This window comes from Pseudomonas salicis (genome assembly GCF_057128705.1).
Genome location: NZ_JBSKHU010000008.1, coordinates 127282 through 147085, shown reverse-complemented (window position 1 = coordinate 147085; position 19804 = coordinate 127282). Strand labels below are relative to the sequence as shown.

The 19804-nt window shown below is 61.2% G+C and carries 13 protein-coding genes; 8 read left to right on the top strand and 5 right to left on the bottom strand.

Features of this window, described 5'->3' with window-relative positions; all coding sequences use genetic code 11:
- Window positions 1-233: 233 nt before the first annotated feature.
- Both smc and ACWKWE_RS26400 read right to left on the bottom strand, forming a co-directional pair.
- On the bottom strand, window positions 234-3722 hold the full coding sequence (smc, locus tag ACWKWE_RS26405) for a chromosome segregation protein SMC (protein WP_483852144.1): 3489 nt from the start codon (window positions 3720-3722) through the stop codon (window positions 234-236).
- 3 nt (window positions 3723-3725) lie between these two features.
- Window positions 3726-4385 (bottom strand): GntR family transcriptional regulator, encoded by a 660-nt coding sequence (locus tag ACWKWE_RS26400; protein WP_166597878.1) that lies wholly within the window; start codon window positions 4383-4385, stop codon window positions 3726-3728.
- Between the two features lie 284 nt (window positions 4386-4669).
- Between ACWKWE_RS26400 and xdhA the strand changes: the two genes are divergently transcribed.
- The 4 genes from xdhA (at window position 4670) to guaD (ending at window position 10850) form a co-directional block, all read left to right on the top strand.
- Window positions 4670-6127 (top strand): xanthine dehydrogenase small subunit, encoded by a 1458-nt coding sequence (gene xdhA / locus ACWKWE_RS26395; RefSeq protein ID WP_483852195.1) that lies wholly within the window; start codon window positions 4670-4672, stop codon window positions 6125-6127.
- Window positions 6120-8528 (top strand): xanthine dehydrogenase molybdopterin binding subunit, encoded by a 2409-nt coding sequence (gene xdhB / locus ACWKWE_RS26390; protein WP_483852143.1) that lies wholly within the window; start codon window positions 6120-6122, stop codon window positions 8526-8528. The genes xdhA and xdhB overlap by 8 nt, the downstream gene beginning before the upstream one ends.
- A gap of 140 nt (window positions 8529-8668) precedes the next feature.
- A complete protein-coding gene (gene xdhC / locus ACWKWE_RS26385; protein WP_483852142.1) occupies window positions 8669-9520 on the top strand; it encodes a xanthine dehydrogenase accessory protein XdhC in 852 nt (283 codons plus the stop codon).
- Window positions 9521-9545: 25 nt separating this feature from the next.
- Window positions 9546-10850: a guanine deaminase gene (guaD, locus tag ACWKWE_RS26380; protein ID WP_483852141.1), complete on the top strand. Its 1305-nt coding sequence runs from the start codon at window positions 9546-9548 to the stop codon at window positions 10848-10850.
- Window positions 10851-11040: 190 nt separating this feature from the next.
- Here the strand turns inward: guaD and ACWKWE_RS26375 are convergent, their stop codons facing one another.
- On the bottom strand, window positions 11041-11805 hold the full coding sequence (locus ACWKWE_RS26375) for a GntR family transcriptional regulator (RefSeq protein ID WP_166597883.1): 765 nt from the start codon (window positions 11803-11805) through the stop codon (window positions 11041-11043).
- 343 nt (window positions 11806-12148) lie between these two features.
- Between ACWKWE_RS26375 and ACWKWE_RS26370 the strand changes: the two genes are divergently transcribed.
- On the top strand, window positions 12149-13510 hold the full coding sequence (locus tag ACWKWE_RS26370) for an NCS2 family permease (protein ID WP_483852140.1): 1362 nt from the start codon (window positions 12149-12151) through the stop codon (window positions 13508-13510).
- A 114-nt stretch (window positions 13511-13624) separates the two neighbouring features.
- On the top strand, window positions 13625-14251 hold the full coding sequence (locus ACWKWE_RS26365; RefSeq protein ID WP_483852139.1) for a LysE family translocator: 627 nt from the start codon (window positions 13625-13627) through the stop codon (window positions 14249-14251).
- Window positions 14252-14293: 42 nt separating this feature from the next.
- Here the strand turns inward: ACWKWE_RS26365 and ACWKWE_RS26360 are convergent, their stop codons facing one another.
- Window positions 14294-17386, bottom strand: a complete 3093-nt coding sequence (locus tag ACWKWE_RS26360) for a dermonecrotic toxin domain-containing protein (protein WP_483852138.1) — start codon at window positions 17384-17386, stop codon at window positions 14294-14296.
- A 156-nt stretch (window positions 17387-17542) separates the two neighbouring features.
- A complete protein-coding gene (gene uraH / locus ACWKWE_RS26355) occupies window positions 17543-17896 on the bottom strand; it encodes a hydroxyisourate hydrolase (protein WP_166597886.1) in 354 nt (117 codons plus the stop codon).
- Window positions 17897-18309: 413 nt separating this feature from the next.
- Here uraH and puuE point away from each other — a divergent pair, with 413 nt between their 5' ends.
- Together puuE and uraD are read left to right on the top strand one after the other, a co-directional pair.
- On the top strand, window positions 18310-19251 hold the full coding sequence (gene puuE / locus ACWKWE_RS26350) for an allantoinase PuuE (protein ID WP_483852137.1): 942 nt from the start codon (window positions 18310-18312) through the stop codon (window positions 19249-19251).
- Window positions 19248-19763 (top strand): 2-oxo-4-hydroxy-4-carboxy-5-ureidoimidazoline decarboxylase, encoded by a 516-nt coding sequence (uraD, locus tag ACWKWE_RS26345; RefSeq protein ID WP_483852136.1) that lies wholly within the window; start codon window positions 19248-19250, stop codon window positions 19761-19763. Before puuE ends, uraD begins: the two co-directional genes overlap by 4 nt.
- Window positions 19764-19804 lie beyond the last annotated feature (41 nt).

Genomic DNA, 19804 nt, shown 5'->3' with positions numbered 1-19804 from the left:
AAATTAAGGGCGTAAACCCCTTTAAAACGTGGAGCCAACTCTCTGTTCTGAATGGCCTTTTACCCACGTAACAAGAAAAAGTGGACATTAAGCTAGCACGACCAAAGGTAACTTTACACCGTCTGTTACATCTGGCATGTCGCGAGCATCTGTACTGCTGCGACGGTAAAACCTGTGCTGAAGCCTCTGCGCCTCACTTTTCCCTTCAAATCCGTCTAATCCTGTGTCACCCGCTACGCATCCACCAGCGCCATCGCCTCCTCAACGTCCACTGCCACGAGGCGCGAACACCCCGGCTCATGCATGGTGACGCCCATCAGTTGATCGGCCATTTCCATGGCGATCTTGTTGTGGGTGATGTAGATGAACTGCACGGTTTCCGACATCTCCTTGACCAGTCGGGCATAGCGGCCCACGTTGGCGTCGTCCAGTGGTGCGTCGACTTCGTCGAGCATGCAGAACGGCGCCGGGTTGAGTTTGAAAATGGCGAAAACCAGCGCCAGTGCGGTCAGGGCTTTTTCGCCGCCGGACAGCAAATGGATCGTGCTGTTTTTCTTGCCCGGAGGACGCGCCATGATCGTCACCCCTGTATCGAGTAAATCTTCGCCCGTCAGTTCCAAGTAAGCGCTGCCGCCACCGAAAACTTTTGGAAAAAGTGCCTGAATTCCGCTGTTTATCTGATCAAAGGTCTCTTTGAAGCGATTGCGCGTTTCTTTGTCGATCTTGCGGATCACGTTTTCCAGGGTGTCCAGCGCTTCGACGAGGTCGGCGTCCTGCGCATCCAGATAGCGCTTGCGCTCGGACTGCTGCTGGTATTCGTCGATGGCCGCGAGGTTGATCGCGCCGAGACGCTGAATCCGGGCCGCAATGCGCTCCAGTTCTTCTTCGGCTTCTTTCTCGTTGGCCTCCGGCGTCAGGGTCGCCAGCACACCATTTAAATCGTAGCCGTCTTCGTGCAATTGCTCCTGCAAGGTTTTGCGGCGCACGGTCAGGGACTGCCATTCAAGCCGCTGCTGCTCCAGTTGCCCGCGCAGGAGTTGGGATTGTTGTTCGGCCTGGGTCCGGCGTTTCTCCGCTTCACGCAGTTCGCGGTCGGCGTCTTCCAGGGCGTTTTTGGCGATGCGCATTTCGTCGTCGACGACCATGCGCTTTTCCAGCAGTTCTTCGAGTTTCAGGCGCAGTTCTTCCAGCGGTGCTTCGCCCTCCTCCAGCCCGAGGTTCAGCTGCTCGCGCTTTTCGGTCAGGCGTTCGGACTGCATCTCCAGCCGCTCCAGCGCCTGACGGGTCGAGTCGTGCTGCGCCCGCAGTGAACTCAGGCGAACGGCCAACTGGTTGCCGTGGTCCTTGTGCTGCCGGGCCTCCTGACGCACCCGGTCTAACCGCTCGCGCAGGCTGTCGCGCTGGGCCAGCAGCAGCTCACGCTGTTCGGTGTCCAGCGCCATGCTGTCGAGGGCGTCCTGCAATTGCAGCCGGGATTCGCCGAGACTTTCCTGCTCGATGGCGCGCTGCTCGCCCAGTTCGGTCAGCTCTTCGTCGAGACGGGTGCGGCGCAGGGTCAACTGCTCGACCTTGGCCTTGGCCGCCGACAGTTGAGCCTTGAGTTCGCTTTGCTGACGGGTTTCGTCTTGCAGGCGGCGGCGCAGTTGCTCGCGGCTGTCTTCCTGCACCCGCTGCTGCTCGCGCTGGGTCAGCAGTTGGTCTTCCAGCGCGGCGAGGGTCGCTTCCCGCTCATCACGCTCGGCTTCGAGGCGCTGCAACTCCTGCCCTCGTGCCAGCACGCCGCTTTCGGCTTCGCTGGCCCGACGGACCCGCAGAAAATCGCGCCCCACCCAATAACCGTCGCGACTGATCAGGCTCTGCCCGGCGCTCAGTTGCCCGCGCATCGACAGCGCGTCGTCGAGGGTTTCCACCGGTTTCACCTGACCCAGCCATGGGGTCAGATCGACGCGGGATTCGACCTTGTCCAGCAGGCTGCCGGGGATCCGCGTGATGTCTTTCGAAGGGCTGACCAGGCGCAGGTCGCCCTGGCTGAAACCGGCCAGATCGAGTCCGCCGAAGTCATCGACCAACACCGCGTTCAGGTCAGCGCCGAGAACGGTTTCCACCGCCAGCTCCCAACCCTCGTCCACACGCAGGCCTTCAGCCAGGCGCGGACGCTCGCTCAACTGATGATCGCGCAGCCATTCGGCGGTGCCGGTGCCCGGATCGAGCGCCGCCTGTTGCAACGCTTCCAGCGACGCGATTCGGCCGTCAAGGCGTTGCAGTTCACCCTGCGCCTGTTGCTGAAATTGGCTGGCCCGTTGCAGTTCGACGCGCAGGTGCTCAAGGCGCTCGATGAGCTGTTCTTCTTCGGCCAGCAGTTCTTCGGAGGCCATCTCGCGGGCGGCGAGGTCTTCGCTCAGGTCGAGGATCGCCGCGTCTTCCGGATCGGCCGCCAGCAATTGGCGTTCTTCACCGAGGCGACGCTGACGCTCGGCCAGCCGCTCCATGCTGGTTTCCAGCTGCTGGATGCGTGACTGCTGAACCTCGGCCTGACGGCGGGGTTCGGCGGAACTCAGGTTGAAGGCGTCCCACTTCTCCTGCCAGCTGTGCATCGCGGCTTCGGCTTCTTCCAGCGCGGCGGCGGATTCCTCGGCGGCGGCGAGGGTCATCTCTTGCTCGGGTTCGAGCATTTCCAACTCTTCGCCAAGGGTCGCGAGCAAGGTGCGGTCGTGGCCCAGGTGGGATTCGGTTTCCTGCCGCGCGCGCTCGGCTTCGCGCAGGTCGTCCTGCAACTGCCGCAAACGCTGCTGGCCGTGCTGGATGCTCTGTTCGTTGCGAGCAATGTCGCCGCCCACCGAATAGAAGCGGCCCTGCACCAGATTGAAGCGCTCGGACAGGTCGTGATGCCCGTCCCGCAGCCGTTCGATGGCGGCATCGGCGCTGCGTTGATCGGCCACCAATGCCTCGAAACCGACTTCCTGGCTGCCGATGACGGACTCGCGCTGCGCCGCTTGTTCGTTCAGGGCGTGCCAGCGCAAGGCCGACAGTTGCGCCCTCAACTGGCGTTCTTCGGCCTTGTATTCCTGATACTTCTCGGCGGCCTGAGCCTGCCGGTGCAGTCGCTCTAGCTGGCGTTCGAGCTCGTCGCGCAAGTCGGTCAGGCGCGCGAGGTTTTCGTGGGTGCGGCGGATGCGGTTCTCGGTCTCGCGACGGCGCTCCTTGTACTTGGAGATGCCCGCCGCTTCCTCGATGAAATTGCGCAGGTCCTCAGGCTTGGCTTCGATCAGCTTGGAGATCATGCCCTGCTCGATGATCGAGTAGCTGCGCGGCCCCAGGCCCGTGCCGAGGAAGATGTCGGTGATGTCGCGACGACGGCATTTGGTGCCGTTCAGGTAATAGGTGTTCTGGCTGTCGCGGGTGACCTTGCGGCGAATGGAGATTTCCGCGTACGCCGCGTACTCGCCCACCAGGGTGCTGTCGGAGTTGTCGAAGACCAGCTCGATGCTCGCTTGGCTCACCGGTTTGCGGCTGGTGGAGCCGTTGAAGATGACGTCGGTCATCGACTCGCCGCGCAGGTTCTTGGCCGAGCTTTCGCCCATGACCCAGCGCACCGCGTCGATAATGTTGGATTTGCCGCATCCATTGGGGCCGACCACGGCCGCCATGTTGCTGGGGAAGTTCACCGTCGTCGGGTCGACGAACGATTTGAACCCGGCCAGCCTGATGCATTTGAGGCGCATGGATTAGCTGGCCGCCAAGGCAGAAAGAATGGATTGGCAACTGCGCTCGGCGTAAGCAGTCAGCACCTCGCGGATGCGCGCCAGGTCCCGGGCAACCACGGCTTCGAGCAGCTGGCCGAATAGCGTCAGGTATTCGCTCATCTCGGCCTGACGCTGATCCAGCGCCAGGTAATAGAAGCGGCTCATGGACGGCTGAAAGTTCTCGACGGTCTCTTGCAGGTACGGGTTGTTGGCGAACGGGTACGCGGCGCGCATCACGTTGAAGCTGTCCTCGACGAAGTTCTTCACGTCGCCCCGCTCGCAGCTGGCGATCAGCCGTTGCTGGATTTGCAGGAAGGGCGCCAGATCGAGCTGTTCGGTCCAGCTTTTGGCCACCGCGAGGCCGAGCAAAATGTACAGCTCGCTCATCAACGCGCAGAGGCTCTGGATGTTGTGCGCCGTGAGCACCGTCACTTGCGCACCCCGGCGCGGCAGGATGGCGATCAGGTGGCGGCGTTCGAGGATCAACAGTGCTTCGCGGACCGAACCGCGGCTGACGTTGAGGGCTTGCGTGACCTTCTGCTCTTGAATCCGCTCACCAGGCTTGAGCTCGCCACGAATGATCCGCTCGGCAAGGTGATGAGCGATCTGCTCAGCGAGGCTGTCCGGTGCCTTGAACGTCATTTCTTTCCTTTAAACCCATAGCTGTACACAAGCGCGGAAGTGTATCGCACTGGATACCCGTGGCGCAGGGCCATGTCACGCAATGTGGCACGAAATAAGCAAAACTTTGAGCGTGTGCGCAGCGATTCATTGCAACCTCAGGCTGCCGTTAATCGGCAAGTCCCGGCAAAACCCGATTTCTTGACTTAAAGGTCAGATTTTCATTGACCCCATAGTCAGAACTGATAGATTCATCGACAGGTTCGATGACCACTTCTATTAAAAAAAAAAACGAGGCACAACCGGTGATCCAGTTTCTACTGAACCAGACGTTGAAAACCGAACATGCGTTGGACCCCAACATGACGGTGCTCAACTACCTGCGCGAGCATTTGCACAAGTCCGGCACCAAGGAAGGCTGCGCCAGCGGCGACTGCGGCGCCTGCACCGTGGTGGTCGGCGAATTGACCACTCATGACGATGGCCAGGAGCACTTGAGCTATCGCAGCCTGAATTCCTGCCTGACCTTCGTCGCGTCGCTGCACGGCAAACAGCTGATCAGCGTCGAAGACCTCAAACACCAGGGCGAGCTGCACAACGTGCAAAAGGCCATGGTCGAATGCCACGGCTCGCAATGCGGGTTCTGCACGCCGGGCTTCGTGATGTCGCTGTTCGCCTTGCAGAAAAACAGCACCACTGCGGACACTGCTCAGGCCCACGAAGCCCTCGCTGGCAACCTCTGCCGCTGCACCGGTTACCGCCCGATTCTCGCCGCCGCCGAACAGGCCTGCGGCCAACAACGCCAACCCGATCAGTTCGATGCCTTGAAGGCGCAGACCGTCGCGCGCCTGAAAGCTATCAAGCCTGCGGAAACCGCAGAGCTGAACAGCGGCGACAAACGCTGCCTCGTTCCGCTGATCGTCGCCGATCTGGCCGATCTCTACGATTCTTATCCCCAGGCGCGCCTGCTGGCGGGGGGCACCGATCTGGCACTGGAAGTGACCCAGTTCCATCGCGCCCTGCCGGTGATGATTTACGTCGGCAACGTCGCGGACATGAAGAAGATCGAGCACTTCGACGACCGCCTCGAAATCGGCGCTGCCACGGCGCTGACCGACTGCTACGAAGCGTTGAGCAGCGAATACCCGGACTTCGGCGAATTGCTGCACCGTTTTGCGTCGTTGCAGATCCGCAATCAGGGCACGCTGGGCGGCAACATCGGCAACGCCTCGCCCATCGGCGACTCGCCTCCCCTGCTGATTGCGCTGGGCGCCAGCATCATCCTGCGCAAAGGCGAGAAGACGCGCACTCTGGCGCTGGAGGATTACTTCATCGATTACCGCGTCACCGCACGTCAGGAAAGCGAGTTCATCGAGAAGATCGTCGTGCCCAAGGCCAACGCCAAACAGGCGTTCCGGGCCTACAAGGTTTCGAAACGTCTGGACGACGACATTTCGGCGGTCTGCGCGGCGTTCCGTGTGCAGGTGGAAAACGGCGCCATCGTCGATGCCCGTGCGGCGTTTGGCGGCATGGCGGCGATCCCGAAACGTGCCGCGAATTGCGAGAAAGCCCTGATCGGCCAGCCGTGGACGTCGGCCACAGTCGAGCGCGCCTGTGCCGCACTGGCGCAGGATTTCACCCCGCTGTCGGACTTCCGCGCCACCAAGGAATACCGCCTGCTGAGCGCGCAGAACCTGCTGCGCAAATACTTCATCGAGCTGCAAACGCCACACATCGAGACACGGGTGACCGACTATGTCTAATCACGCACCGCAAAAGACTCAAGAAGAACTGGTTGCCCTGTTTCAGCAGGACCTCACCTCGGGCGTCGGCCGCAGCGTCAAGCACGACAGCGCCGACAAACACGTCTCAGGCGAAGCGATTTACATCGATGACCGGCTCGAATTCCCTAATCAGTTGCACGTCTATGCGCGCATGTCGGACCGTGCCCACGCGCGCATCGTCAGCGTCGATGTGTCGCCCTGCTACGACTTCGAAGGGGTGCGCATCGCCATCACTCACGAAGACATTCCCGGCCTGAAAGACATCGGCCCGTTGCTGCCGGGCGATCCGCTGCTGGCCATCGACAAGGTCGAGTTCGTCGGCCAGCCGGTGATTGCCGTTGCTGCGCGCGATCTGGAAACCGCGCGCAAGGCGGCGATGGCAGCGATCATCGAATACGAAGACCTGGAGCCGGTGCTCGACGTGGTCGAGGCCTACCGCAAAAAGCATTTTGTCCTCGACAGCCACACCCACAAGCGCGGCGACTCGGTCGCGGCGCTGGATACGGCCCCGAACCGCATTCAGGGCACGCTGCACATTGGCGGGCAGGAACACTTTTATCTGGAGACGCAAATCTCCTCGGTGATGCCCACTGAAGACGGCGGGATGATCGTTTACTGCTCTACGCAAAACCCCACCGAAGTTCAGAAGCTGGTCGCCGAAGTGCTCGACGTGTCGATGAACAAGGTGGTGGTCGACATGCGCCGCATGGGTGGCGGATTCGGTGGCAAGGAAACGCAAGCCGCCAGCCCGGCGTGCCTGTGCGCGGTGATCGCACGCCTGACCGGTCAGCCGACCAAGATGCGCCTGCCGCGCATGGAAGACATGATCATGACCGGCAAGCGTCACCCCTTCTACGTCGAGTACGACGTGGGCTTCGACAACGACGGGCGCCTGCACGGCATTCAGCTGGAACTGGCCGGGAACTGCGGCTGTTCGCCGGACTTGTCGGCCTCTATCGTCGACCGCGCGATGTTCCACTCGGACAACTCGTATTACCTCGGCGACGCCACCATCAACGGTCATCGCTGCAAGACCAACACCGCGTCGAACACCGCCTATCGCGGCTTTGGCGGCCCGCAAGGCATGGTCGCCATCGAGGAAGTGATGGACGCCATTGCCCGCCATTTGGGCAAGGACCCGCTGGCGGTGCGCAAGGCCAACTACTACGGCAAGACCGAGCGCAACGTCACCCACTACTACCAGGAAGTCGAGCACAACATGCTCGAAGAGATGACCGCCGAACTGGAGGAAAGCAGCCAGTACGCCGAGCGTCGAAAAGCGATCACGGCTTACAACGCCCACAGCCCGATTCTGAAGAAAGGCCTGGCGTTGACCCCGGTTAAATTCGGCATTTCCTTCACGGCCAGCTTTCTCAATCAGGCCGGTGCGCTGATCCACATTTATACCGACGGCAGCATCCACCTGAACCACGGCGGCACCGAGATGGGCCAGGGCTTGAACACCAAGGTTGCGCAGGTGGTGGCCGAGGTGTTTCAGGTGGACATCAGCCGCGTGCAGATCACCGCGACCAACACCGACAAAGTGCCGAACACCTCGCCAACGGCAGCGTCCAGCGGCGCGGACTTGAACGGCAAGGCGGCGCAGAACGCAGCGGAAACCATCAAGCAACGGCTGATCGAATTCGCTGCGAAGCATTACAAGTGCGAAGCCACGCAGGTCGAATTCCGCAACGGCCACGTGCGCGTCGGCGAGCAGGTGATCAGCTTCGACACCCTGGCCCAGCAGGCGTGGATGGGTCAGGTGTCGCTGTCGAGCACCGGCTATTACAAGACGCCGAAGATTTACTACGACCGCAGTCAGGCGCGGGGTCGGCCGTTCTATTACTTCGCGTTTGGCGCGGCGTGCACCGAAGTGGTCGTCGACACCCTGACCGGTGAATACAAGATGCTGCGCACCGACATCCTCCACGACGTCGGCGCCTCGCTGAACCCGGCCATCGACATCGGCCAGGTCGAGGGCGGCTACATTCAGGGCATGGGCTGGCTGACCACCGAAGAACTGGTGTGGAACGCAAAGGGCAAGCTGATGACCAACGGCCCGGCCGGTTACAAGATCCCGGCGGTGGCGGACATGCCCGCCGACTTGCGGGTCAAGCTGGTGGAAAACCGCAAGAACCCCGAAGACACGGTGTTCCATTCCAAGGCCGTGGGTGAGCCGCCGTTCATGTTGGGGATTGCGGCGTGGTGTGCGATCAAGGATGCCGTGGCGAGTCTCGGCGATTACAAGCATCACCCGAAGATCGACGCGCCTGCGACGCCGGAGCGGGTGCTGTGGGGGTGTGAGCAGATGCGCCAGTTGAAGGTGGCCAGTTCCGAGGCAGTCGGTGTGGCCCATGAGCTGACGGTTTCACCGGTTTAGCGGCGTCTGGATGGACCTCATCGCGAGCAAGCTCACTCCTACAGGCAGTGCGCAATCCCTGTAGGAGTGAGCTTGCTCGCGATGACGCCGGTACAGCCAAACAAGATTTTTGATCTGCCACAGGCGATCAGGAGAAACACATGAACAACTGGATCAGCGCCCTCGCCGAGTTGCAAAGCCAGGGTGAAGCCTGCGTGCTGGTGACGATCATCGAGGAGCGTGGCTCGACGCCGCGCAACGCGGGGTCGAAGATGGTGGTCAGCGCCGAGCGGATCTACGACACCATTGGCGGCGGCCATCTGGAATACAAGGCCATGGAAATCGCCCGCGAGATGCTCGCAAGCGGCAGCCAGCAAACCCGCCTCGAACGCTTCAGTCTCGGCGCGAGTCTGGGGCAGTGCTGCGGCGGCGTGAACGTGCTGCTGTTCGAACCGATGGGTCAGCCGCAGGCGCAGATTGCCGTGTTTGGTGCTGGCCACGTCGGCCGTGCGTTGGTCCCGCTGTTGGCCAGCCTCCCCTGCCGCGTGCGCTGGATCGATTCGCGGGAAGCGGAATTCCCGACGCACCTGCCTGAAGGCGTGAGCAAGATCGTCAACGAAGAAGTGGTCGATGAAGTGGATCACCTGCCCGCTGGCAGTTACTGCATTGTCATGACCCATAATCACCAGCTCGATCTGGAACTGACCGCCGCCATCCTCAAGCGCGGCGACTTCACCTGGTTCGGGCTGATCGGCTCGAAGACCAAACGCGCCAAGTTCGAACACCGCCTGCGCGATCGCGGTTTCGACCCGGCACTGGTGCAACGCATGCGCTGCCCGATGGGGCTGTCCGAAGTGAAGGGTAAGTTGCCGATGGAGATTGCCGTGTCGGTCGCCGCCGAGGTGATCGCCACGTACAACCTGCATTTCGGCACTGAGAGCGGCGAGCATGGCTCAACCTCCGAACCCATCGCCAAGCTGATGCCGGTCTCCCGCCGCGCCCAGGCTCAATGAATTTTTAGAAGAACGAATCGTAAACATGACTATTAAAAAGAAAGCCTACCGCGCCGCCATCGTCCACAGCATCGCCGACCCTGCCGAGGTGGTGGCCGAAGCGTCCTACGAGTATTTCGAAGACGGCCTGATGGTGGTGGAGAACGGCAAGATTTCCGCCGTCGGCCATGCCCGGGATTTGCTGGGCAGCCTTGGCAGCGACGTTGAAGTGGTGACCTACACCGACGCGCTGATCACCGCCGGTTTCATCGACACTCACATCCATTTGCCGCAGACCGGCATGGTCGGTTCCTACGGCGAGCAGTTGCTGGACTGGCTCAACACCTACGTATTCCCTGTCGAGCGTCAGTTCTCAGATCCTGCACACGCCGCTGAAGTGTCCGACATCTTCATTCAGGAGCTGCTGCGCAACGGCACCACGACGGCGCTGGTGTTCGGCAGCCGTCACAAGGAGTCGGTGGAGGCGTTCTTCACCGCCGCCGAAAAGCTCAACCTGCGGATGATCGCGGGCAAGGTGATGATGGACCGCAATGCCCCGGATTATCTGGTGGACACCGCCGAATCCAGCTACGTCGACAGCAAGGCGCTGATTGAGCGCTGGCATGGCAAGGGCCGTCTGCATTACGCGGTCACGCCCCGCTTCGCACCGACCAGCACGCCCGAGCAGCTTGCCCTCGCCGGCCAGTTGTTGACCGAATACCCCGACCTCTATATGCAGACCCACATCAGCGAAAACCTCAAGGAAGTCGAGTGGGTCAAGGCGCTGTTCCCGGAGCGCAAGAATTACCTGGACGTGTACGACCACTTCAAGCTGCTGGGTGAGCGCTCGGTGTTTGCCCACGGGGTGCATCTGTGCGACGAGGAATGTCAGCGTCTGTCGGAGACCGGGTCAGCCATCGCCTTCTGCCCGACGTCCAACTTCTTCCTCGGCAGTGGGCTGTTTAACCTGCCGATGGCGGAGAAGCACAAGGTCAATGTGGGACTGGGAACGGACGTGGGCGGCGGCACCAGCTTCTCGCTGCTGCAAACCCTGAACGAGGCGTACAAGGTCATGCAGTTGCAAGGCGCCAAGCTGAGCCCGTTCAAATCGCTGTACCTCGCGACCTTGGGGGGTGCGCGGGCGCTGCGTCTGGAAGACAAGATCGGCAACCTGCACGCCGGGACTGAGGCGGACTTCGTGGTGCTGGACTTCAACGCCACCCCACTGCTGTCCTACCGCATGAAACAGGCGAAGAGCATCGAAGAACAGCTGTTCGTGTTGATGACCCTGGGGGATGACCGGACGGTGAGCGAGACGTATTCGGCGGGAGTGTTGGTGCATAAGCGCTGAGGTCAGCACCCAATTTTGAAATTGGACAAGATCCCCTGTGGGAGCGAATTCATTCGCGATGCGGCGGCCGTACACCCAACAGAGATGCATCGCCCAAGACGCCGATTCGCGAATGAATTCGCTCCCACAGATTAAATCTGCGTCCGCCGCAAATCCGCTTGGCTAAAAAACGTGCGGCGGGTTTGCGCAATCAAACCGCCGTGCTGCGCCCCGGCTTTTTCTTCGGCAGCATCAGGTGCGAGAACACCGCGTGCAGGTCGTCGGAGGCGCTTTCTTCGTCGAGGTTGAGCTTGCTGTCGATGTGGTCCATGTGGTGCATCATCAGGCTCACCGCCAGCGTCGCGTCGCGGGCTTCGATGGCGTCGATCAACTGGGTGTGCTCATCGTAGGAACAGTGCGAGCGGTTGCCGCTTTCGTACTGGGCGATGATCAGCGAGGTCTGCGACACCAGGCTGCGCTGGAAGCTGATCAGCGGCGCGTTCTTCGCCGCTTCGGCCAATTTCAAGTGGAACTCGCCCGACAGGCGAATCCCCGCTCCACGATCCCCTCTGGAAAAACTGTCGCGCTCGTCGCTGACCATCTTGCGCAGTTCATTCAACTGCTCCGGCGTCGCGTGTTCGACCGCCAATTCAGTGATCGCCTTCTCGACCATGCGCCGGGCGAAGAACACTTGCCGCGCTTCGTCCACGCTCGGGCTGGCAACCACCGCGCCGCGATTCGGGCGCAACAACACCACGCCTTCGTGGGCGAGACGCGACAAAGCGCGACGAATGATGGTGCGGCTGACCCCGAAAATCTCACCCAAGGCTTCTTCGGAAAGCTTGGTGCCGGGCGCCAGCCGTTGTTCGAGGATGGCCTCGAAAATGTGCGCGTAGACGATGTCGTCCTGGGTGCCGCTACGGCCCGCCTTGGCGGTGCGCGGCTGTTTCTTGAGGGGTTGCAACTGATCGTTCATGGGCACTCGTGAGAACTGAATCCGGCATGTAAGCCGTGACCGTGACGGCGATGACAAAAGCAATAGCAGATATCAGGGCAAAGTCACAGTAAAAGTAATGGCGCATTGTACACAGTGCGCAGCGGCTGAACAGATTTCTGCCGTTCGCTTCGTTATGCACACAATCCCAAAAATCCCCACGACAAAATCGAAAACATTATTTGCATTTTTTGTATACAAAAGCATAATTCGCTCGTGCACGTTTCTGACCTTCCAGTCAACAAATCAGGCTGGCGGTCAATTCGCCCCACGGAGCAGTTACCGGCTCTGAAAAAAACAACAAAAACGTTTCGAGGGATTCACTGTGGAAAGTCGCAAAACCGAAGCCACGCCGCTGGAAGCCACTCAAGGAGACCTCAGGCCGACACGCTCGGGCCTGCTTGAACGCCTCTTCAAGCTCAGCCTGCACGGCACCACCGTTCGGACCGAGCTGCTGGCGGGCCTGACGACGTTCATCACCATGGCGTACATCATTTTCGTCAACCCCAACATCATGGCCGACGCGGGCATCGATCATGGCGCCGCGTTCGTGGCCACCTGCATTGCCGCGGCGCTGGGTTGCCTGCTGATGGGTCTGTACGCCAACTGGCCGGTGGGCCTGGCGCCGGGCATGGGCTTGAACGCGTTCTTCACCTACACCGTCGTCGGCACGATGGGGTACAGCTGGCAAACGGCGCTGGGTGCGGTGTTCATCTCGGGCGTGATCTTCATGATCCTCACCCTCTCCCGCGTCCGCGAATGGCTGCTGAACAGCATTCCGGTGAGCCTGCGGTTCGCGATGGGCGCGGGGGTCGGGCTGTTCCTCGGGCTGATCGGCCTGAAAACAGCGGGCATCGTGGTCGACAGCCCCGCGACGTTGATCAAGCTGGGTTCGCTGCGTGAACCCGGTCCGTTGCTGGCGGCGATCTGCTTTTTGATGATTGCGGTGCTCAGCTATCACCGCGTGTTCGGCGCGATCCTGATCAGCATCATCACCGTAACCGCCGCCGGTTGGGGCCTGGGGCTGGTGCATTACAACGGCATTTTTTCTACCCCACCGAGCCTGGCCCCGACCTGGATGGCGATGGACATCGCGGGGGTGTTCAACGTCAGCATGATCAGCGTGGTGTTGGCGTTCCTGTTTGTGCACATGTTCGACACCGCTGGCACCTTGATGGGCGTCGCGCAACGGGCCGGATTGGTGAATGACGATGGCCGCATCGAGAACCTGTCCCGCGCCCTCAAGGCCGACAGTGCATCGAGCGTGTTCGGCGCGATGGTCGGCGTGCCGCCTGTCACCAGTTATGTGGAAAGTGCTTCGGGCGTGGCGGCGGGTGGCCGCACCGGGCTGACGGCCGTGACCGTGGGCGTGCTGTTCGTCGCCGCGATGTTCTTCGCTCCATTGGCGGGGATGATCCCGGCGTACGCCACCGCAGGCGCGCTGATTTACGTGGCGATGCTGATGATGGGCGGCATGGCCCACATCGAATGGGACGAAGCCACCGACGCGATTCCCGCCATCGTCACGGCGATCATGATGCCGCTGACCTTCTCGGTGGCCGACGGCATCGCACTGGGCTTCATCACCTACGTCGTGCTGAAGGCGTTTACCGGGCGTCACAAGGAGATTTCGGTCAGCCTGTGGGCGCTGTGCGCGATCTTCATTGCCAAGTTTGTGTTCCTGTAAAGAGGCCCGTATCTGCCTGATGCAACACCCCCTGTGGGAGCGCTGTAGATCCGCACATGACGTCGCCCATTGGGTGGCGTTTTTGCTTTTCCGATTTCAACAAGGAGAAACCCCATGACCCTGGAAACCTGGCTGCTGTTCAGCGGCGCCGCGCTGGTAGTGATTCTGATCCCGGGGCCGCTGTCCCTGCTGATGATCGGCAACAGCCTGAACTATGGCGTGCTGCGCTCATACCCGGCATTTTTCGGCGGGGTGTGTGCATCGATCTGCCTGCTCAGCGCCTCGGCTCTTGGCCTGGGCGCATTGTTGATGGCTTCGGAGCAACTGTTCAGCGCGCTGAAAATCGTCGGCGGCCTGTACCTGTTCTACCTCGCCTGGCAAAGCTGGAAACAGTCCCGCCAACCTGCGACCGGCGCAGACGTGCCGGCGGCCCTCAGCCATCCGGGCTTCGCGTCGCTGTTCTGGCGCGCCTTCGTGCTCGGCGGCAGCAACCCGAAAGACATCCTGTTCTTCGCCGCCTTCCTGCCGCAGTTCCTCAAGGCGGATCAACCGTTCCTCGGCCAGCTGATCACCATGATCATCACGTGGACGCTGCTGGACCTGACCTGCAAGCTGTTCTACGGCCTGAGCGCCCAGGGTGCCGCGCGTTACCTGCGCACCGGCAAGGGTCAAACCTGGTTCAACCGCATCAGCGCCGGGCTGTTCGGTGGCGCGGGCAGCGCTGCACTGCTCAGCCATTGACGCCCTGCACGCTGTTGTCCTCTCAAGGCAGCGGCGTGTTCGTCACGGTTCGGCGACGCGCTGTATGAACACCTGCGGCGCCGGCTCCAGCGAGCTGCCGCTTCTGACACCCCCGATCAATTTCACCAGACGCCCCTGATCCCGGGCTTCGAGCAAGGTATTCAACGCACCTTCTCCCGGTCGCGCCGCCGCCCACTCATCGATCCAGCGATTGGACAGGGGAACGGCGGCGTTTGGCGTCAGGGTCTGAAACTCCACTTGCGAAGCAGAGACGTGATGCGTGTGGAGCATGTAGAGGTGCTCCTGTCCGGTGCGTCGGAACAACAGGATCGAACGCACCTGCAACACCGCCTCACCATCGGAAACCATGCGGTAGCCTGCGTCGGTGATCAACGCCGACATGAACTCACGCATTGCCGTTTTTGCCGGTGCGCCTATACGAGGGCCGCCGGTGACCCTTTCCAGCAGGGTCACCAGCGGAGGTTTCGAGACCGCGAAATCCAGACGTTTGAACTCCTGAATCGACGGGCCGTAGCTGATCCACAGGCGGGACATGGTGGTGCCAATCCCGGTGATTTGAGCGCCTTCAAGCATCAGCAGCGGATCATTCAACTGCGGTAACGGCGCAAGCTGCCCCCTCTTCCAAGCGTTAAGGGTGGCCTTGATGTTGATCAGCCGAGTTGCCGTCAGGCCCGTGTGCGCCTGATCAGCGGCATCGTAGATTTTCTCCGCGAGAATCCGGCAGGTGACCGGGCTCAGCCCGGGCCGCGCTTCCTCCACCAGATGCTGGATCTTCAAGCGAAACAGCGGACCATGCACTGTCCAGTGCCCGTCCTTGAAAGACGCCATGCCCGGCTGGTTGAAGCGGTCGCGGCGAATGGTTTCGTTGAGTCCTGAAAAGCTGTCCTCAAGCGGCGTCGGATGTTTCAGGAACACGATAGAAGGGTTCTGACTCGCCCCGCTCGGCAGGATGTCGTAACGCTGGCCGTCGATCTGCACGAATGTGCTCCCCGGCTCATCGTTGACTTGGAAGATCGGTGGGAACACTTCGACCTGTTGCACCCTGCCAGCGTCATCCAGAGGGCGGCCCCAACGCTTCCAGCGGTCGGCGCCGTCCAGCGCATCGCGCAGCGCCGAAGGTTGAGGTGGCTCCTTGCGTTTACTGCCGCTGGTACCAGGTTGTGGCTCGGCCTGGGGCGGCCGACGATAGGCCTCGGCCCATTCCGGGGTCGCCTTGTGTTGCTGGTAGTGCACGGCGATGTCCAGCTCCAGTCTGCGCTGACGATCAGCGGGGAATTCGAACTCATCAAGCAACTGCCGCGCGTGCCGGTTCTTGAACGCAGGGTCGCCGTGGGCTTGGGCGATCAGTGTTTCGGCAATGGTCGAGCGCATGCCGCCCCTGAGCCCGACATCCGAGTGGTACACCCAGGCGCCATTGTGAAACCGCACCGGGGGTTCGAAGCCATGAACGGCGGTCTTCTTCAAGCGCAGCGTTTGCTCCCCCGCGCGTCGGTAGACCTCGTACGCCTGCCCTTCGCGCTCGATCCAGAGCTGGCCGTCCTTGAGCAGCGTGCCGAGATCGCGACCGGATTGCGGCACCGCATCATTCAGTGACTTGGGCACTGCATAGCCCTCGAACGGCGTCAGCACGTGCTCGCGCAGCCCGGACGTCGCAGTCTTCAGCCTCGCGCTGCGCCGCGCCATCCGCCCCAGCACGAACACGCTGGCGGCACCGGGAATCACCGACATCGCCACGTCCAGCACACTCATCGCCGTGCTACCCAACGCCAGTAGCCCGTCATCGAGGCGCCCCTCTCTAAAGGCTTTCATGGCGTCGTGCCCATCCAGCCAGCCATCCTGGACGCTGATCAGGGTGCCGATGCCGGGAAGCAGACCCAACAGCGCTTTCAGGTACCCCACATAGGTCTCGCCTTGCTGCCGGTTCTGCTCGGTCTGGATGTCGAAGCGGGTGCGCGCGCGGCTCTGAATCGCCTGCTGAAGCATCCAGGCGCGGGTGTCGAGCTGCTGGGCGGCGAGTTGCAGGTCGAGTGCCGGGACGAACCGCAGAAAGCCTTCGAACCCCCGAGCCTGCGCCTGGTTGATGTAGCTGACATGCCTAGCGACCTGCTGAGCCTCCAACGTCCGTTGAGCCAGGTAAGTCACCAGTGCAGGCGTGCTGATCAGTCGCTGCATTAATCGGGATTTGGCCGATGCGGGATCAGCCCCCTCGATAGTCAGCAGATCGCCGGGCGCGTCGGGCAGGTAGATCACGGTGTTATTCGAGCTTCTGCTGCGGATCGCACACAGCCCGCTCAACGTGTGGCTGTCCTGCTCGCCACTCACCGAGGTGCCCGGCTTGAACTGCAACCAGTTCATCTCGATGCCAGCGGCGTCGCTTTCGGCCTGAGAGCGAGACTGCGCTGCCAGTTGCAGCAACAGACCACCCGCTTCGCTCAGGCGTCGCCGCTTGATTTCGCAAAACGCCTCCAGCACGATCTTGTGCTGATAGGGTTCCAGCAGGCGCTCGGCGTCGAGTTGTTGTTGCACCGTGGACCCGGGTGCCAGCCGGAACACTTCTTTGAGCAAATTACGATAGTGCAGCGCAACGTCCAGTTTCGGAATGACCGCGTGCAGCCAAGTGCCCATCAGGCCCGACGTGCCATGGATCGCGGCGAAATCGAAACGCCGCGCCATCTGCGCGTCATCCGCTGCGAAATTGCGCTCGGCCAGCGCCGCCAACGTCAGGTGCTCACGCTCCCGACTGGCGACCCACGGTGCGAAATAATTCGTCACCCGCCCGTATTGAGGGTCGATTCGGTAGTCGCGCCAGACCCGTTTCGGCAGCTCGACAGTGACCCGATCCGGATCGAGATCGATGCCCAGATCATCCTTGATCCTGGCCTTGATGCGCGCTCGAACGAAATCCTCGAACGAGGGCAGCACGTGATCCAGATGGCTTTCAAGTGCCTGGGCGCTGGCGTGGTACTCGGTGAGCCGCTGGGCGTATTCATCGCGCACAGGCTGCTCGACGGCGCTCAGCCAGCCGGGCATCGCAATGCTGAGTGACTGCAAGGGTTGATCGTGGGGTTCGTCTGCGGTCAGCAGATCGAGGGGCGGTAAAACGGTACCGGTCATGGCGGGCTCCAGGTGTGTGAGATGCACTGGAGTGTTCACAGGTTGCAACCGGCCCGGCGGTACATATTCATCGGGCGAAAAAAAGCCCGCAGTGTGGGGCGGGCAAGAGGTACAGGGGCAAAGCGATGTCACAGGTTGCTCGGTTACGCGTATCGCCTAGCTGCCGCGATAGGTGGAATAGCTGTACGGCGAAATCAGCAGCGGAACGTGGTAGTGATCCTGGCTGGCGTCGATGCCGAACCGCAGCACCACGACGTCGAGAAAGGCCTGATCACCGAGCTTCACGCCCTTGGTCCGGTAGTAATCGCCGGCGCTGAATTGCAGCTGGTAGACACCCGAACGGTAGTCCTCGCCCTGTAACAAGGGGGCGTCGCAGCGGCCGTCACTGTTGGTCACGGCTTCAGCAATCTTTTCCAACTGTTCGCCGTCGACCCGGTACAGGGCAATGCGGATGTTGCTGCCGGGGCAGCCGTGTGCGGCGTCCAGCACGTGTGTGGTCAGTCGTCCCATGGGGCGTCGTTGCCTCGCTTGGAAATTGAGTGGAATCGCACCGTTTCAGTGCCGCTTTGGAGAACGGAGCGCGGTTGAACAGCGCGAGCGATGACGAATTAAGACATTTTCGAAAGAAATTGTACACAATAAAAATCACTTTTTATGCGGCTCATTGCCAGACACGCCCGAAAGCCCCGAAACGCCGGATAGCTAGGCCCCTGTTGAAGTTTTTTGGCGGATTCTGACCACTCAGGCAAGTTTCTTGCAGCGTCATCTGTCATGAGAAAAGCGAAAAAACAAGCTTACAAATCACAATTAAACTTGTATACAATCGTCCCATCGCCGCGACGGTCGACGGATCACGATCACACCTCAGTGCAGATCGATCCCCCTCCACCGTCACAGACAACACGTAGATAAGGAAGATTGCAGTGAGCGCCGACTATCCACGCGACCTGATCGGTTACGGCCGTAACCCGCCCCATCCCCACTGGCCGGGCAATGCCCGTATCGCGTTGTCGTTCGTACTCAATTACGAAGAAGGCGGCGAGCGCAATATTCTGCACGGCGACAAGGAATCCGAGGCGTTTTTGTCCGAAATGGTCGCCGCTCAGCCGCTGCAAGGCCAGCGCAATATGAGCATGGAGTCGCTGTACGAATACGGCAGCCGTGCCGGGGTGTGGCGCATCCTCAAGCTGTTCAAGCAATTCGACATTCCGCTGACCATCTTCGCCGTGGCCATGGCCGCCCAGCGCCACCCGGACGTGATCCGCGCGATGGTCGAGGCCGGTCACGAAATCTGCAGCCACGGCTATCGCTGGATCGACTATCAGAACATGGACGAGGCTCAGGAACGCGAGCACATGCTCGAAGCGATCCGCATCCTTACCGAACTCACTGGCGAACGCCCGCTGGGCTGGTATACCGGTCGTACTGGCCCGAACACCCGGCGTCTGGTGATGGAAGAAGGCGGCTTTCTCTACGACTGCGACACCTATGACGACGACCTGCCCTACTGGGAGCCGAACAACAGCACCGGCAAGCCGCATCTGGTGATTCCGTACACCCTGGACACCAACGACATGCGCTTCACCCAAGTGCAGGGTTTCAACAAGGGCGACGACTTTTTCGACTACCTGAAAGACGCGTTCGACGTGCTCTACGCCGAAGGGGCCGATGCGCCGAAAATGCTTTCCATCGGCCTGCACTGCCGCCTGATCGGCCGCCCTGCCCGTCTGGCCTCGCTGCAACGTTTCCTCGAATACGTCAAAGCCCATGAGCAGGTGTGGTTCGCACGCCGCGTGGAAATCGCCCGCCACTGGCACGACATTCATCCCTTCACAAGCAGCCCGTTGAAAGGAGCCGCCCAGTGAGCCGTTTCCAGACCCTGACGCCCTCTTCCCTGAGCCGCGAAGCCTTCGTCGAAGCCTTCGCCGACATTTACGAGCATTCGCCCTGGGTCGCTGAAAAAGCCTATGACCTTGGCGAGTTGCAAAGCCTCGACGACATCGAGACCCTGCACGCCCGTATGAGCGACATCCTGTTGAGCGCCGACCACGCCACGCAACTGGCGCTGATCAACGCTCACCCGGACCTTGCCGGCAAAGCCGCCGTGCAAGGCCAACTGACCGAAGCCAGCACGAATGAACAGGCTGGCGCCGGTATCCACCAATGCACGGCTGAAGAGTTCGCTCGCTTCACCGAGCTGAACGACGCCTACAAAGCGACGTTCGCGTTCCCCTTCATCATGGCGGTGAAAGGCAGCAACCGGCATCAGATCCTCGCGGCCTTCGAGACGCGCATTCACAACCCGGCCCAAACCGAGTTCGCCTGCGCCCTGGCCGAGATCAACAAGATCGCGATGTTCCGCTTGCAGACGCTTTAACCCTGACCATCCCCACGCCCCTAATCAAAGGCAGACAAAAA

Coding starts and splice junctions, on each gene's coding strand:
- smc (WP_483852144.1), bottom strand. CDS start 3,722: ATGCGCCTCAAATGCATCAGGCTGGCCGGGTTCAAATCGTTCGTCGAC.
- ACWKWE_RS26400 (WP_166597878.1), bottom strand. CDS start 4,385: ATGACGTTCAAGGCACCGGACAGCCTCGCTGAGCAGATCGCTCATCAC.
- xdhB (WP_483852143.1), top strand. CDS start 6,120: ATGTCTAATCACGCACCGCAAAAGACTCAAGAAGAACTGGTTGCCCTG.
- xdhC (WP_483852142.1), top strand. CDS start 8,669: ATGAACAACTGGATCAGCGCCCTCGCCGAGTTGCAAAGCCAGGGTGAA.
- guaD (WP_483852141.1), top strand. CDS start 9,546: ATGACTATTAAAAAGAAAGCCTACCGCGCCGCCATCGTCCACAGCATC.
- ACWKWE_RS26375 (WP_166597883.1), bottom strand. CDS start 11,805: ATGAACGATCAGTTGCAACCCCTCAAGAAACAGCCGCGCACCGCCAAG.
- ACWKWE_RS26365 (WP_483852139.1), top strand. CDS start 13,625: ATGACCCTGGAAACCTGGCTGCTGTTCAGCGGCGCCGCGCTGGTAGTG.
- ACWKWE_RS26360 (WP_483852138.1), bottom strand. CDS start 17,386: ATGACCGGTACCGTTTTACCGCCCCTCGATCTGCTGACCGCAGACGAA.
- uraH (WP_166597886.1), bottom strand. CDS start 17,896: ATGGGACGACTGACCACACACGTGCTGGACGCCGCACACGGCTGCCCC.